General features: G+C 67.2%; 14 protein-coding genes. 6 read left to right on the top strand and 8 right to left on the bottom strand.

Features of this window, described 5'->3' with window-relative positions; all coding sequences use genetic code 11:
* Positions 1 to 37: 37 nt before the first annotated feature.
* Both CAL19_RS17330 and CAL19_RS17325 read left to right on the top strand, forming a co-directional pair.
* Positions 38 to 1,507, top strand: a complete 1,470-nt coding sequence (locus CAL19_RS17330; RefSeq protein ID WP_026639896.1) for a TrkH family potassium uptake protein — start codon at positions 38 to 40, stop codon at positions 1,505 to 1,507.
* Positions 1,508 to 1,960: 453 nt separating this feature from the next.
* Positions 1,961 to 3,205 carry a YbdK family carboxylate-amine ligase gene (locus tag CAL19_RS17325; RefSeq protein WP_094797520.1) on the top strand — a complete coding sequence of 415 codons (1,245 nt, stop codon included), beginning with the start codon at positions 1,961 to 1,963 and terminating at the stop codon, positions 3,203 to 3,205.
* 161 nt (positions 3,206 to 3,366) lie between these two features.
* Here the strand turns inward: CAL19_RS17325 and CAL19_RS17320 are convergent, their stop codons facing one another.
* Entirely contained in the window at positions 3,367 to 4,299 is a 933-nt protein-coding gene (locus CAL19_RS17320; RefSeq protein WP_026639898.1) for a methyltransferase domain-containing protein, read from the bottom strand.
* A 74-nt stretch (positions 4,300 to 4,373) separates the two neighbouring features.
* On the opposite strand from CAL19_RS17320, the gene CAL19_RS17315 reads away from it, so the two are divergent.
* On the top strand, positions 4,374 to 5,198 hold the full coding sequence (locus tag CAL19_RS17315) for a phosphoribosyltransferase family protein (protein WP_141214396.1): 825 nt from the start codon (positions 4,374 to 4,376) through the stop codon (positions 5,196 to 5,198).
* Positions 5,199 to 5,341: 143 nt separating this feature from the next.
* Here the strand turns inward: CAL19_RS17315 and CAL19_RS17310 are convergent, their stop codons facing one another.
* Positions 5,342 to 6,820, bottom strand: coding sequence for an aldehyde dehydrogenase (locus tag CAL19_RS17310; protein WP_026639887.1), 1,479 nt, complete (start codon positions 6,818 to 6,820; stop codon positions 5,342 to 5,344).
* Positions 6,821 to 7,049: 229 nt separating this feature from the next.
* Between CAL19_RS17310 and CAL19_RS17305 the strand changes: the two genes are divergently transcribed.
* Positions 7,050 to 7,514, top strand: coding sequence for a tRNA (cytidine(34)-2'-O)-methyltransferase (locus tag CAL19_RS17305; RefSeq protein ID WP_026639886.1), 465 nt, complete (start codon positions 7,050 to 7,052; stop codon positions 7,512 to 7,514).
* Positions 7,515 to 7,521: 7 nt separating this feature from the next.
* Here the strand turns inward: CAL19_RS17305 and CAL19_RS17300 are convergent, their stop codons facing one another.
* The 6 genes from CAL19_RS17300 to CAL19_RS17275 all read right to left on the bottom strand — a co-directional run bounded on the left by CAL19_RS17300 (position 7,522) and on the right by CAL19_RS17275 (position 12,721).
* Complete coding sequence (locus tag CAL19_RS17300) at positions 7,522 to 9,009, bottom strand: M81 family metallopeptidase (RefSeq protein WP_094797519.1); 1,488 nt, start codon at positions 9,007 to 9,009, stop codon at positions 7,522 to 7,524.
* Between the two features lie 352 nt (positions 9,010 to 9,361).
* The gene (locus CAL19_RS17295; protein WP_026639884.1) at positions 9,362 to 10,360 is read right to left on the bottom strand and encodes a Bug family tripartite tricarboxylate transporter substrate binding protein; all 999 of its coding nucleotides are present in this window, start codon (positions 10,358 to 10,360) and stop codon (positions 9,362 to 9,364) included.
* A gap of 23 nt (positions 10,361 to 10,383) precedes the next feature.
* Positions 10,384 to 11,427, bottom strand: coding sequence for an NAD(P)H-dependent glycerol-3-phosphate dehydrogenase (locus tag CAL19_RS17290; protein ID WP_094797518.1), 1,044 nt, complete (start codon positions 11,425 to 11,427; stop codon positions 10,384 to 10,386).
* A gap of 15 nt (positions 11,428 to 11,442) precedes the next feature.
* Positions 11,443 to 11,967, bottom strand: a complete 525-nt coding sequence (gene secB / locus CAL19_RS17285; protein WP_026639882.1) for a protein-export chaperone SecB — start codon at positions 11,965 to 11,967, stop codon at positions 11,443 to 11,445.
* Between the two features lie 60 nt (positions 11,968 to 12,027).
* The gene (gene grxC / locus CAL19_RS17280; protein WP_026639881.1) at positions 12,028 to 12,285 is read right to left on the bottom strand and encodes a glutaredoxin 3; all 258 of its coding nucleotides are present in this window, start codon (positions 12,283 to 12,285) and stop codon (positions 12,028 to 12,030) included.
* 13 nt (positions 12,286 to 12,298) lie between these two features.
* Positions 12,299 to 12,721, bottom strand: a complete 423-nt coding sequence (locus tag CAL19_RS17275) for a rhodanese-like domain-containing protein (protein WP_026639880.1) — start codon at positions 12,719 to 12,721, stop codon at positions 12,299 to 12,301.
* 187 nt (positions 12,722 to 12,908) lie between these two features.
* Between CAL19_RS17275 and gpmA the strand changes: the two genes are divergently transcribed.
* The gene (gene gpmA, locus CAL19_RS17270; RefSeq protein ID WP_026639879.1) at positions 12,909 to 13,661 is read left to right on the top strand and encodes a 2,3-diphosphoglycerate-dependent phosphoglycerate mutase; all 753 of its coding nucleotides are present in this window, start codon (positions 12,909 to 12,911) and stop codon (positions 13,659 to 13,661) included.
* A gap of 3 nt (positions 13,662 to 13,664) precedes the next feature.
* Positions 13,665 to 15,257 (top strand): murein hydrolase activator EnvC family protein, encoded by a 1,593-nt coding sequence (locus tag CAL19_RS17265; RefSeq protein ID WP_094797517.1) that lies wholly within the window; start codon positions 13,665 to 13,667, stop codon positions 15,255 to 15,257.
* Positions 15,258 to 15,277 lie beyond the last annotated feature (20 nt).

Below are 15,277 nucleotides of genomic sequence, written 5' to 3'. Positions count from 1 at the left end.
GCCCCCGCCAGCCCGCTTTATCCATACGGCCATCTGCATGAACCGCTTGCTGGCAACCTTCTACGTGGCGGGCCTGACCATGGTGGTGTTTTCGCTCGCCATGCTGTTGCCGCTGGCGGTTGCCTACCTGGGCGATGACGCCGGCTTTACGGCCTTTCTCGACGGCTTCCTGCTGGCGTTCGGCGCGGGCACGACCGTCTGGCTGGCCACGCGTCGCGCGCGCAGCGAACTGCATGCGCGCGACGGCTTTCTGCTGGTATCGGTGGTGTGGGTCGCGCTGCCGCTGCTCGCCGCCATTCCGTTTCTGATCTACTTCGACCGCGCCGGCCTTGCGCTGTCGTTCACCGATGCGTACTTCGAGGCCATGTCGGGGCTGACCACCACCGGCGCGACGGTGCTGGCCAATCTGGACCAGCTGCCTGCCTCTATCAACCTGTGGCGGGCCACCCTGGTGTGGATCGGCGGCCTGGGCATCCTGGTTCTGGCCGTGGCCATCCTGCCGTTGCTGGGCGTGGGCGGACACCAGGTCGTGCGCGCCGAGACGCCCGGCCCCATGAAAGACGAGCGCCTCACGCCGCGCATCGCCAGCACGGCCAAGGCGCTGTACGCGGTGTACTTCGGGCTGTCGTTGCTGTGCCTGGGGGCGTATCGGGCGGTGGGGCTGAGCTGGTTCGACGCGTGGTGCCACACGGCCACGACCATGGGCCTGGGCGGGTTTTCCACGCGCGACGAAGGCTTTGCCTATTTCGATTCGGTGTCGGTCGAAATGGTGGCCATGGTTTTCATGACCCTGGCCGGCATCAACTTCGCCACGCACTTCAGCGCGCTGCGGCAGCGGCGGCTGCGCGCCTACGTGCTCTGCCCCCAGACCATCCCATACCTTGTGATCATGCTGGGCGCGGGCCTGGTGATTTCGGGCTACCTGTACTTCCGCGGCGTGTATACCGAGCCGCTGCAGGCCCTGCGCTACGGCATGTTCAATACCATCTCGGTGGCTACCACTACCGGCTTTGCCAACGTCGATTACGCCGTGTGGCCCCTGATTGCGCCGCTGACAATGTTGCTGCTCTCGGGCTTTGTCACCTCGGCCGGCTCCACCGGCGGCGGCATCAAGATGGTGCGCGCGCTGCTGCTGGTAAAGCAGGCGCGCAACGAGCTGGTGACCATGCTGCACCCGAATGCCGTCAACCCCATCCGCATGGGCGGCCGGTTGGTCGACCAGCGCGTCATGGCATCGGTACTGGCATTCATGCTCGTGTACGGCCTGTCTATCGGCGTGCTGACCAGCCTGCTGCTGGTTACCGGGCTGGAGCCCATTACCGCCTTCTCGGCCGTGTTCGCCAGCATCAACAACACCGGCCCCGGCCTGGGGCCCGTTGGGCCCATGGGCACCTTCGCGGTGCTGTCGGACTTCCAGACCTGGGTTTGCACCTTTGCGATGTTGATCGGGCGCCTGGAACTGCTGACAGTCGTCGTGCTGTTCACCCCCATGTTCTGGCGCAAATAGCGTCGGCGGCAGCTGCGGCCGGCCGTCCTTCCCCTCATCTGTGGGCGCACCGATCCGCATGGCGAGCGTGCGCAAACTTCATTGGTGCGCCGCCGCAAAATCGGCGTTCGCGCCGTCACTTCGCGTTAAGAAACGGCCCGGCAAAGGCTAGGAATAACCCGGGCAAGGGTTATCCCGCTCCTGTGCAAAGGCGCGATTTCATGCGGGTTTTGGCGGGGTACTGCCCCACGAGCCGCGCCCTGCCTAGGCTGCGAGCACTTACTTACTTTGTAGTCACAGGAGAAAACCTATCGTGTGTTGAAGTTGCGCACATTTGTCACGATTTTGACTCTTCCAGACATAAAGTTGCGGCTATCATGCACGCATAAGACGCCGTCGAGTACCCCCCGGGAAGCAGCCGGGCTTCAAGGTCGAACGGCGCGCTTCCACAAACTAAATCTTAAGGAGTCGGAGATGGAACAAATCCCGTTCAATTCGTCCGCCCCCAACACGCTCGGCATCGAACTAGAACTCCAGCTGATCAATCCGCGCAGTTTCGACCTGGCCGCCGCGGCCGATGAATTGCTGGCCCAGATGGCCAACCACCCCATTGCCGACCGGGTAAAACCCGAGATCACCCGGTCCATGATCGAATTGAATTCCTCGGTGCATGAACACCCCGTGGGGCTGCTGGCGGAAATGCGCGAGATGCGCGACGCGCTGTGCCTGGCCGCTGATGCGGTGGGCGTGTCGGTGGCCGGGGGCGGGGCCCACCCGTTCATGCGCTGGCAGGAACGCGCAATTTCTGATTCGCCGCGGTTCCAGTACCTGGCAGAAATGTACGGCTACCTGGCGCGCCAGTTCACGGTGTTCGGCCAGCATATCCACCTGGGCGTGGCTTCCGGCGACGCCGCCGTGCGCCTGGTGCGCGGCTTGTCGCCGTACGTGCCGCACTTCATTGCGCTGGCCGCGTCATCGCCCTACTACGAAGGCGTGGACACGCTGTTCTCGTGCTGCCGCCTGAATGCCGTCAGCAGCTTCCCGCTGGCTGGCCACATGCCGGCCGAGGTGACCGACTGGTACCGTTTCGAAGCGCACATCGCACAACTGCGCACTAGCGGACTGGCCGAAAGTATCAAGGATCTGTATTGGGACATCCGCCCCAAGCCGGAATTCGGCACGGTTGAAATCCGGGTGTGCGACACCCCGCTGACAGTTGAGCGCGCGTGCCAGCTTGCTGCGTTCGCCCAGGCCCTGGCGGTATTGGCCGCCCGCGACCCCGAGCCGTCGTCGTCGGCGTGGCTGGCTTACCGCAGCAACCATTTCCAGGCCTGCCGCTTCGGCCTTCAAGGCAGCTATGTGACCCCCGCCGGCGAGCGGATGCGCCTGATCGACCACCTGCGCAGCCTGTTCCAGCGCTTGATGCCCATTGCCGAAGAGCTGGGCACGGCCGACATGCTCGGCGCGTTGCGCGATGAAGCCATCCGCAACGGCAACGATTCCCGCTGGCTGCGCAGCCAGTTCCATCGTGTGCGCGAACTGCCGCTGGTGGTGGAATCGATGACACGCGCGTGGCGCGGCGAACGCGAACTGGGGCCGTCTTCCGAAGTGCCGCGCCGCCGCATCCGTGCGAACTCCGAACCGATGCACGAGGTGCAGGCCCTGGCCACGCCCGATGTAGGGGGCGCCGCCGGCTGGCACCCCGACCGTCTGCACTGACCTTCGCCGCCAGATGGCGGGCCGCACGGCCGCCCGCCAGCCGGGTTTCGTCCGGGAGTGTGCAGTTCGAGACGCGTAGTTCGAGACGCGTAGTCCGGGACGCGCTGTTCGGGACGCGCTGTTCGGGACGCGCAGTCCGGCGCTTTCAGCCTGCGGCGGCGTCAGCTCGCGTTGCGCCGGCCGCCAATTGCGCTGACCGACAGGTGCGTTTCGCCGGGTGCGCTGCGCCGGGCGGCGGCCCGCCAGGCGTGCCCGTATGCGACTTCGATGGTCAGGGGAATCACCCCTTGTGCATTGCGCTGGGCCTCTAGCGCGGCGCACAGCCGGTCGCGCCAGGAGCGTCCCACTAACCCGCCGCGCCGACCGCGTGCGGGGTTTCCGCCGAGTGCGCGCACGTCTTCCAGCAGCCGTTCAGGAGAGCGATAGGTCAGCGTAAGGGTTTCCTGGTCCATGACAGGGTCGGCGAAGCCGTTTTCCACCAACAGATCGCCGAAGTCGTGCATGTCCACAAATGCCGGCGTTGCGGTGCGCAGGCCGGCGTCGTCCAGTGCCTGGCGCAACTCGCGCAGCGTGGCCGGCCCCAGGCACGAGAACATTGCCAGGCCGCCCACTTTCAATACGCGGCGCCATTCTGCCAGCACGCTGTGCGGCGCCGGGTGCCAATGCATCGCCAGGTTCGACCACACCAGGTCCAGCGACTCGGGCGCCAGCCGGGTATCGGCCAGGTCGGCGCATACGAACTGCGGGGCGTCGCCGCGCCGCCCGGGCAGCTTGTTGAGCAACCGCGCGACGCCGCGTGGCGCGTAGCGCTGACGAGCGTGGTCCAGCACCGCCGCGCTGGCATCCAAGCCAAGGTAGCTGGCGTCCGGGTACCGTTCGCGCAGCAGCGGCAGGTTGTCACCCGCGCCGCATCCGGCGTCCAGCAGCGCACCGGGTTGCAGCCGGATGTATTGCAGCCGCCCGAGCATGCGCCGGGCGACCTCGGCATACAGGAACTGCGCGTCAGACAAATCGCCACGGCGCGAAAACTGGCGTACGACGTGGGCGGGCACCAAGGGTAGCGAGGGCAGGGGGGCGGATGCAGGCTGTGACATGAAGGGCGCGCCGCACGGCGGCGGCGCTGCAGATACGTGCTGTGATAGGGGCCGGCGATGTTGCGGAGGCCGTCATGCCTTTCATTATTGCGCATTCGGGTGCAAGGGTCTTGCGGCAGGTTGTGCGGCGGGGGGTGGCCCTGCTGCCTTCCGATTGCCCCTTGTGCGAAGGAAGGGCGGCCGGCGGGCTGCTTTGCGCCGGTTGCGCCGACGATATTTCACAGACGATGCGGGCCGGCCTTGCGCGCTGTTCGCGCTGCGCCTTGCGGCTGGCCGGCCCGGGCCGCGCGTGTCCGGACTGCCACGCCACCCCGCCGGCTTTCGCGCGAACAATCGCCGCGTTCGACTATGAGCCGCCGTTCGACTCGCTGATCGGACGCTACAAGGCCGAGCGGCGCTATGGGCTGGCCACGGCGCTGGCGCAGTTGCTGGCCGACCAGGCCGCGCGCCAGGCGCTGCCCTTGCCGGCGGATATGGTGCTGGCGCCTATTCCGGCCAGCCAGGCGTCGCTGCGCCGCCGCGGCTTCAATCCGGCAGCCGAGTTGGCCGCAGGGCTGTCCGCCAGGCTGCATCGGCCGCTGCGACGTGGCCTATTGCGCCGCGTGCGCGAAGGCGCGCGCCAGGCCAGCGGCAATCGCGCGGCGCGCCGCCTGGGCGCGCAGGGCGTGTTCGCGTGCACAAGGCCATTGCACGAACAGTGCGTGGGGCTGGTGGATGACGTGATGACAACGGGCAGCACCGTCGACGCTGCGGCGCGTGCGCTGTTGCAGGCCGGAGCAGCCGAGGTCATCGTACTGGTCGCCGCCCGCACCCCGTGGCGTGACGGCCGCGCAGCCGAGCGGCCGGGCGATGGCGCAGCAAAGTGGCCGAAGGCGAAAGAAATGCGCGGGGGTGTCTGACACCCTGCGGGAGTCAGACACCGTGCTGGTGTGGCGCATCCCATCGCGTTCTGGTGTCTGACTCCGAAGGTGTCAGACACCCTGCGGGAGTCAGACACCTTCTTGCGCCGGCTTCCGCTGACGGCGCACGGTCTGCTGGGCGTTCAGCGCATTACAAAGGGGTTGCCGACCGGCGAGCCGGCGTTGATCACGACGCTCTTGACCTGCTGGTATTCGCGCATGGCGTCGATGCCGCTTTCGCGTCCCAGTCCGGAGTCTTTGTAGCCCCCGAACGGCATCAGGTAGCTGACCAGGCGGTACGTGTTCACCCATACCGTGCCCGACTGGATGCGCTCGGCCATGCGAAGTGCGCGGCCGATGTCGCGGGTCCACACGCCCGCTCCCAGGCCGAAGCGCACGTCGTTGCCCAGCTTTACGGCTTCGTCTTCGTCTTTGAAGCGGATGATGGACAACACCGGCCCGAACACTTCTTCCTGCGCGATGCGCATCTGGTTGTCTACGTCGCCGAAGATCGTGGGCTGGATGAAGCGTCCGTCTTTCCAGGGGCCCTCGCGCACCGCTTCGCCGCCCAGCAGCAGGCGCGCGCCTTCATTGCGGGCGATATCGATATATTCCAGCACCTTCTGGTACTGCGGCGGAGTGGTAATCGGCCCCACCTGCGTGTCCGGCTGCATCGGGTCGCCCATGCGGGCCGTGCGCGCCAGCGCCACCAGCTTTTCAACAAACGTATCGTAGATGCTGTCTTGCAGCAGCAGTCGCGACCCGGCAATGCATGTCTGGCCCGTGGCCGCGAAAATGCCCGACACGGCGCCGTTTACCGCATCGTCCAGGTTGGCGTCGTCGAATACGATGTTGGGCGACTTGCCGCCCAGTTCCAGGCTTACATGCTTGAAGTGGCGTGCGGCCTGCTCGTTGATCAGGCGGCCCGTGGCGTCCGACCCGGTGAAGGTGATTTTGCGCACCAGCGGATGCGTGACCAGCGGCGTGCCGACTTCGGCGCCAAAGCCCGTCACGACGTTCACCACGCCCGGCGGGAAGCCCGCGAGTTCGAAAAGCTTGACGAATTCCAGCGTGGACGCCGATGTGAATTCAGATGGCTTGAGCACAACGGTGCAGCCTGCGGCCAGCGCGGGCGCGATCTTCCAGGCCGTGAGCAGCAGGGGCGAATTCCAGGGGGTGATGGCCGCCACCACGCCCAGCGGCTCGCGTCGCGTATAGCCAAAGTGCCCGGGCTTGTCGATGGGCGGCACGGTGCCCTCGATCTTGTCGGCCAGCCCGCCGTAGTAATAAAACCATTGGGGCACATACTTGAGCTGGCCGGCCATTTCGGCGTACAGCTTGCCGTTGTCGCGCACTTCGGTACGCGCCAGCGCCTCGGCCTCGCGGGCGATCAGGTCACCCACGCGATGCAGCAGCTGGCCGCGTTGGGTGGGCGTGTAACTGGCCCAGGGGCCCTGCGTGCCGGCGCGGTGGGCGGCCTGCACGGCGCGATCGACGTCGTCTGCATTGCCGCGTGGCATGGTGGCCCAGGGTTTGCCGTCGCACGGGTTGTCGGACTCGAACCACGCACCCGACGCAGGGTCGACATACTGCCCGTCAATGTAGAGTTGGTAACGCTTCATGCTTGCCTCCGTTATATGTTTGTCATGGCCGGGCCTGCCGCCTGCCCCAAACCGCCTATTTTGGCGCGAAGCGCGCGCGCCTGCGCGTATTCGGGGCCGTGCGGCGCTTTGCTTTTCTGAAAGGAAGACTTAGCGCATGCATAAGTAGAGGCCCGGCAACAAGCCCCGTCTCCCTGGCACAATAGCGGCAATGCACGGCGCCCCATGCGGCCGCGCCAGGATGAAATCCATGTTCCACGTCGTACTCGTCTGCCCTGAAATTCCTCCCAATACCGGCAACGCCATCCGCCTGTGCGCCAACACCGGGGCCCGGTTGCACCTGGTGCGGCCGCTCGGGTTCGAACTGGACGACGCGCGCCTGCGCCGCGCGGGCCTCGACTACCACGAATGGCAGCCCGTCCAGGTGCACGACAGCCTGCCACAGGCACTGGCCGCGGCCGGGCAGGGGCGGGTCTACGCCATGACGACGCGCGCGCAACGCTGTCTGGCCGATGTGTCGTTCCAGCCCGGGGATGTGTTTGTATTCGGCCGCGAAACCGCCGGCCTGTCGGCAGAGCACATGGCGCTGTTCGAGCCCGGCCAGTGTTTGCGCCTGCCCATGCGCGCGGGCCAGCGCAGTCTGAATCTGTCCAATGCCGTCGCGGTGACGGTGTTCGAGGCCTGGCGCCAGCAGGGGTACGCCGGCGCGGTCTAGGCGGGCATCAACGTGCGCCGTAGTCGGCCGCCTCAAGCGGATATAGCGGCCGGGCGCGCTTGCGGTACGGAAAGATGGTGTAGTCCGAGGTGGTGGCGCCGGGGCTGTCGCACTCTACCAGCCCGGCCGAGATCGGCACGAACACCGGCCGGCAATACATGCGCGATTTCAACAACAGGTAGCGGGCGCGGCGTGGGTCCTGGCCCACGCTTTCGAATACGCCCAGGTCCCAGGGTTCGTGCGGGCGTTCGCACAGCACCAGGCACACTCCGCCCGCATCCAATACGGCTGTGCGCCCCATGTGGCACAGCATGCCGGTGTAGGTGGGGCCGCTGATGCGATATTGGCCATCAGTAATGGCGCGCACCGTGCCGTGCAGCACCAGGGGCTGTGCGTGTATGCCCAGATGGGCCAGCGACCGCTTGTTGCCCACCGCCACCGACACCTGCGCGCCTTCGCCGGCCTGGATCAGTTGCGCCACGGCTTGCGGGTCGCAAAGCGGCCCGGCCAGGATGCCTTCCATGCCTTGCGCCAGCGCGGCCTCGAGGACGGCGGTCGTATCGCAGGTGCCGCCGGAATTGCAGTTGTCGCCGTGGTCCAGCAGCAGCACGGGGCGGGTCTGGCCATGCGCCATTTCCCGAGCGCGGGCCAGCGATTCCTGCAGCGGTTCGCTGCGATAGACGAAGCCGTCGCGGTCGCGCCAGATCTGGGCTGCGATGTCGTCGGCCGCCCGGTCGGCGGCCGCGGCATCGCCATCGGCCACGGCGATCACGCTGATGCACGGACGTTCGATATCGGCCAGGCTGAAGCCCGCCAGCACCGACACCGCAAGCAACCCGTCTGCTTCGAGCCGTTGCGCCGCACTTACTGCAGCCTGCATGGCCCCCTGGTCGGTGGCCGATCGCAGGGTATGGGTCATCAGGGGCAGTTGCCGCCACACCATGACCGGCTTGCACCGGCCTTCCAGCATTCCGAAGAGCAGTCGGCCCGCATGTTCGCCGGTTTCGTACATATCGACGTGCGGGTAAGTCTTGAAGCCGACGATGACATCGGCGTGGTCGACCATGGCCTGCGTCACGTTGCCATGCAGGTCGAGCGCCACGCCAATGGGTGCGTCCGGCGCTGCTTCGCGCACGCGACGCAGCAAGTCGCCTTCGCCGTCGTCGCGGTGTTCGGCCACCATGGCGCCGTGCAGGTCCAGCAGCACCGCACCGCAGCCGGGCGCCGCCGCGACGATGCGGGCGCACATGGCGTCGTAGGCGTCGGCGGCCACCGGGCCGCTGGGGTATGCCCAGCCCGATACGGGCGTCACGATCTCGGCGCCGCGCGCCAGGGCCAGGTCGATGAATGCCCCCATCGCCGTGCGCTGGCCGTGGTTGGCGCGGTACGCGTCGCCGTCGTAGTCGGGCCCGTTTTCCCCGAATGCCGCCAGGGGCGTGGGCACGGGGGAAAACGTATTGGTTTCGTGGTTAAGGCGGGCGATCAGGACTTTCATGCGCGGCTCCACGGCGGGGACTGGTCATGACAGTACCAGATGGACGCACGCTTGCCGAGGTCGTTGGGATGGAGGCGGCAGAACGGCCGGCAAAGCGGGCGCATGTCGGTGTCTGACACCCTTCGGGAGTCAGACACCGGCTGGGACACCGGCTCGTGGCATGAGTCAGACACCCGGCTCGTGGCATTGTTCGGGGGTCAGACACCGGCCCGTGGCATCCTTCGGGACAGGCTCGAGTCCGTGCGTGCCGTGCCGCCAGCGCAGGCAATGGCGGTATCGCTGGTGTCAGGCTCCGGCAGGTGCCTGACACCGATGACGCGACGCCCAGGGATGCCCTGGGGCCGGGGCCTGCTCAATCCAGCGATAGACCCAGTTGCTCGATCACCGCATCCCAGCGCGCCGTGTCTTTCTGGATGCGCTCGGTCAGGCCCTGCGGGGTAGACGGCGCGGCGGTGAAATACTGCTGGGCCAATTGCTTGCGCACCGCTTCACTGTTGATGATGGCGGCCAGTTCGCGGTTCAGGCGCTCGACGATGGGGGCGGGCGTGCCGGCCGGCGCCAGAATGGCGTTCCATGAAATGGCTTCGAAGCCAGGGTAGCCCTGCTTGTCCATGGTGGGAACGCCTTCGAGCGATTCGCTGGGCTCCAGGCTGGTGATGGCCAGCGCCTTGACCTTGCCGCTGCGCACCTGCGGCATGGCGATGGCGGGCACCATGAAACCGGCCTGCACATCGCCCGCGATGATGGCGCTGATCACCTGCGGGAAACCGGAATAAGGAATGTGCGCGAGATCGACCTTGGCCTCGCTCTTGAACATTTCCATGGCCAGGTGAGCCGAGCTGCCCGGCCCCACCGACCCATAGTTCAGCGCGCCATTGCGCTCGCGCGCCAGCTTCACGAAATCGGCCACGTTCTCTACGGGCAGGCTGGCCGGCACCGTCAGCACGTTGGGGCTGGTGGCTACCAGCGTAACGGGCGCCAGGTCTTTCAGCGGATCGTAGCCCAGCGTCTTCTGGTAGAGCCGGGGGGCGGTAACCAGGGGCCCGTTGATGGTGTAGAGCAAGGTGTAGCCGTCGGGCGTGCCCCTGGCCACGATGCGCGTGCCGATATTGCCGCCAGCGCCGGGCTTGTTGTCGACCACGATGGGCTGGCCCAGGGCCTGCGACAGGGGTTCGGATATGGTGCGCGCCAGCAGGTCTGGTGACGAACCCGGCGGAAAAGGCACCACCAGGTGGATCGGCCGCTCGGGCCATTGCGCCATGGCAGCGGCGGGCAGCAAGGCTGCGGCGGTCAGCGCCACCGCAAGTCGGCGCAGCAGCGTACGGGCCCGGAAGGTACGGACGGTAAACATGAAGCAAGCTCCTTTGGTGATAGTCAGGTTTCCACCCGCGCTTCGCGAGCCAATAGCGCCGATACGGCGGTCATGGGGGCGACGCCTTCGAACAGCACGGCGCAGACTGCCTCGGTAATGGGAAGCTCCACGCCCAGCGCCTGGGCACGCTGCAGCGCCGCGCGGGCGCAACGCACGCCTTCGGCGGTGACGCCGCTGGCCAGCACTTCGTCGAGCTTGCGGCCGGCGCCGATCTCAAGGCCCACGCGGCGGTTGCGCGACAGATCGCCGGTGGCGGTCAGCACCAGGTCGCCCAGGCCGGTCAGGCCGGCGAAGGTCTCGGCCTGCGCGCCCAGCGCGACGCCGAAGCGGCTCATCTCGGCCAGGCCGCGAGTGATCAGCGCCGCCCGCGCATTGGTGCCCAGGGCCAGGCCATCTGCAATGCCGCAGGCGATGGCAATTACGTTTTTCAGTGCGCCGCCGACTTCGACGCCGGCGACATCGGTGCTGGCATAGACGCGCACCGGGCCGCCGTGCAGCGCCCGGGTGGCTGCGTCTCGGACGGTTTCATGCGTGCTGGCGATCGTCAGCGCCACGGGCAGGCCCTGTGCGACCTCGCGGGCAAACGACGGGCCGGACAACACGCCCGCGCGGGCTTCGGGCATGCCCGACAGCGCGTCGGCCACGATTTCGTGCGGCAGCCGCGCCGTATCGGCTTCGAAGCCCTTGCAAGTCCAGACGATGGGCGTTTGCGCCAGGCCCAGGGCGGGCAGCCGCGCCGCCAGTTCAAGACAGGTGGCGTGCAGCCCGGCCACGGGCACGCCCAGAATGATCAGCGCGCGTTGCGGATCGGCCGCCAGCGGCGCCAGCGCGGCCGGCAGGTCGCTGGTAACGGCCAGCGCGTCGGGCAGGGCAATGCCCGGCAGGTAACGCGCATTGGTGCGGTCGCCGGCCATGGCGCCGGCCTGGGCCGCGTCGCGCGCCCACAGTACCGTGCGATGGCGGCGGGCGGCGATGGCGGCCAGGGCAGTGCCCCAGCTACCCGCGCCCAGAACGGCGACGCTCAACGAGGCGGGCGCTTGGGTCATGGCGCGGCCGCAGGCTTACTGGCGGGTGGCGCCCGGCGGAAGAATGATGCCGGAATCCGATCCGTTGTCGCCGCCCTGCTGTTGTTGGGCCAGTTCGGCCAGGCGCTGCTCGTACAGGGCCTGGAAATTCACTTCGGCCAGGTGCAGCGCCGGCAGCGACGTGCGGGTAATGGCGTCGGCGACGTTGGCGCGCAGATACGGATACAGCATGGTGGGGCACACGATGCCCAGCAGCGGATCCATCTGCTCTTCCGGAATGTTGGCCAGTTCGAAAATGCCGGCCTGCGTGCCTTCGACCAGGTACAGGACCTTGTCGTTGATGCGGGTCGTGACCGTGGCGGTGACGGTGGATTCGAACACCGTTTCAGCCAGACGCTGACCGCCCACGTTGATGCTTACCTCGACTTGCGGCTGCTCTTGTTCCAGGAACACGTGAGGCGCGTTGGGCATTTCCAGCGACAGGTCTTTCAGGTAGACGCGCTGCAGATTGAACGAAGGCGCGTTGCCTGCTTGCTGGGTGTTTTGATCCTGATCAGCCATGAATATTTCCGTTAGGGTGGGCAAAGAAAAACGACCGGGGCCGGCGGCCCCGCGGTCAGCTTAGTCGCCGAGCAGGGGAGCAAGGCCCCCGGCGCGGTCCAGCGCCATGAGATCATCGCAGCCGCCGACGTGCTTGTCGCCGATGAAAATCTGCGGCACCGTGCGCCGGCCCGTGCGCTGGATCATGATTTCGCGCTGGGACGGGTCCTGGTCGATGCGGACGACTTCAAGGTCGGTGACGCCGCGCTGCTGCAGCAGGCTCTGGGCCCTGGCGCAGTAGGGGCAATAGTCCTTCGAATACATGACAACTTTCGGCATCGCTGGCTCCGGATCAGGGTTTCTGGGTGACGGGCAGGCCGGCAGCGGACCAACCCCGCATGCCGCCTTCCATGACCGCCACTTCCGCGAAACCCTGGGAACGCAGGCGGCTGGCCACGCGTCCGGCATCGCGCCCAGTTTCGCACACCAGCACCAGCGGCTTGTTCTTGGGCAGCGAGCCGGCCTTCTGCTCGAGTTCGGCTGCCGGCATGTTGCGTGCCTGAGGGATATGGCCCGCCCGGAAAGCCTCGGCCGGCCGCACGTCGATCCATACCGCGTGGCGCTGGTTGACCATCTGGATGGCTTCGGAGGTACTGATGCCCTGGCCGGCACGCCCCTTGCGCAGCGCCGGCACAGCCAGCATGATGCCGGACACCAGGGCAACCGCCACGATGAAGATATTGTTCTTATCTACCAAGAATTGCAGAAGATCCACAGAGGTTCCTGAACTGAAATAAGCCGGGCGTGCACATACGGCGCGCAACCGGCCAATAAACGGCGGCCCGGCCGGCCCTGGCGCGCGGCGCAGGCCGCTTGCCTAGAGAAAACCAGGGGCAAAATCGCTCAATTATAAAATGAGCGCATTCGTCAACTCCAAACCCGCCTGCGAGCGGCTGAAAACCATGTATAAACTCGTACTGATGCGTCACGGCGAAAGCCAGTGGAACCTCGAAAACCGCTTTACGGGCTGGACCGACGTCGATCTTACCGACAACGGCCGCGAACAGGCCCGCAAGGCGGGCGAACTGCTCAAAAAAGAAGGCTACGAGTTCGACCTGGCCTTCACGTCCGTGCTCAAGCGGGCCATCCGCACGCTCTGGATTGCGCTGGACGCCATGGACGCCATGTACACCCCGGTAGGAATCAGCTGGCGGCTGAACGAGCGCCACTATGGCAGCCTGCAGGGTCTGAACAAGGCGGAAACCGCTGCCAAGTATGGCGATGAGCAAGTGCTGGTCTGGCGCCGCGCCTATGCCATCGCGCCCGAGCCGCTGTCGCTCGACGACGAGCGCCATCCGCGCTTTGACAGCCGCTACGCGAAAATCCCGGCCGACCAGCTGCCCGCCACCGAATGCCTGAAAGACACTGTGGCGCGCGTGCTGCCGTTCTGGAACGATTCCATCGCCCCGGCGATCCGGGCCGGCCGCCGCGTGCTGGTGGCCGCGCACGGAAACAGCTTGCGCGCCCTGATCAAGCACCTGGACAATATGTCGGACGACGACATCGTGGGCCTGAATATCCCCACCGGGCAGCCCCTGGTCTACGAACTGGATGACGAGCTGCGCCCGATCCGCCATTATTATCTGGGCGATGCCGCCGAGATCGAAGCCGCGATGGCGGCCGTTGCGGCCCAGGGCAAGGCAAAAAAGGACTGATTCATGCGGTTTGCAGCGGGTTTGCTGTGGGTAGCGGCGGTGGCGGCAACGCCATGGCCGTCGGTCGCGGCGTCTGCGGATCTGTCCCAGCGCCAATCGCAGGCCGAACAGCAGCAGGCCGCGCTGCGCGACCGGCTCGAATCGCTGCAAAAAGAAATCGACGCGCGCGAGTCCGCCCGCAAAGAGGCGGCCGACGCGCTCAAGGCTTCCGAAACCGCCATTTCGCGCATCAATCGCCGCCTGCGCGAGCTGTCCGACGACAATCGTCGCGCCGAAGCGCAACTGGGCGAGCTCGAAAGCCAGATTGGCGCCCAGCAGCAGGCCCTGCAACAGCGCCGCACCGAACTGGCCGACCAACTGCGCACGCAGTACACCAGCGGCCTGTCTCCCTGGGCGGCGCTGCTTTCCGGCGACGACCCGCACGAGCTCGGACGCAACCTGGGATATCTGGGCTACGTCTCTCGCGCGCGCGCCCGCGCCGTGCAGGCGCTGCGTCACGATATTGATCGCCTGGCGCAGCTGCAGCAGCAGGCCGACGCCCGCCGCGCCGATATCCAGGCCATGGCCAAAGAGGCCGAATCGCAGAAAGCCGAGCTCGTGGCCCAGCAGAAAGAGCGCGCCACGCTATTGGCCCGCCTGGAGGGGCAGATCGCCGCGCAACGGGCCGAGGCCCAGAAGCTGGGCCGTGACGACACGCGGCTGTCCAACCTGATAGGCGAGCTCGAAAAAGCCATCGTCGAACAGGCCGAAGCGGCGCGGCGCGCCGAAGAGGCTCGCTTGCGAGCCGAAGCCGTCCGGCGCGCCCAGGAAGCCCGCCTGGCCGAAGAGGCGCGTCAGAAAGCCGAGGCCGAACGGCGTGCCCAGGCGGCGCGTCAGGCCGAAGAGGCGCGCCGCAGCGCCGAGGCCCGCGATGCCGCCCGGGCGCGGGAGCAGGTCGAGGCGGCGGCTCGCCAGCCGCAGCCCGACCGTCCGCGCGGCCCCGTGGCGGTTGCCGACCCGGATGCCGCGGGGCTGAAGCCGTTCGGATCGGGCCAGACTCGTGTGCTGGCACAGGCCGCGCCCCCCGCGCCTGCGCCCGAGGCCAGTCCCGACCCGCGCCCGGCCCGGCAGCCTGGCAGCGCGGCCGAGCCCGAAGCCCGGTACGAAGACGCCGGCAGCGCCCGGCCAGCTGCCGCGCGCCGCACCGCCGCGCTCCCCCCGGGGGGTGGCGAAGGCCTGCGCCGGGGCCTGCCGCCGCCGGTGCGTGGTACGGTACAGGGTCGATTCGGGGTCGATCGGCCCGATGGCGGGGTCTGGCGCGGTATTGTGCTGCGTACGGCCGCCGGTACGCCGGTCAAGGCAGTGGCCCCGGGCACGGTGGTCTATGCAGACTGGCTGCGGGGGTTCGGCAACCTGATCATCGTCGATCACGGCAAGCAATACATGAGCGTGTACGCCTATAACCAGAGCCTGCTGAAACAGGTTGGGGAACCGGTCGGTGCCGGCGACGCCATCGCCACGGTGGGCGCCACCGGCGGGCAGGTGGAATCGGGCCTATACTTTGAAATTCGCCATCGTGGCGCTCCGGTGGACCCGGCCCAGTGGCTGGCCCTATAACCCGGTATCAATATCAGGAA

The sequence above is a fragment of the Bordetella genomosp. 7 genome (assembly GCF_002261265.1).
Lineage (GTDB): Bacteria > Pseudomonadota > Gammaproteobacteria > Burkholderiales > Burkholderiaceae_B > Bordetella_A.
Note: the sequence above shows the minus strand (reverse complement) of the source record. Positions and strands in the feature narration are given on the sequence as shown.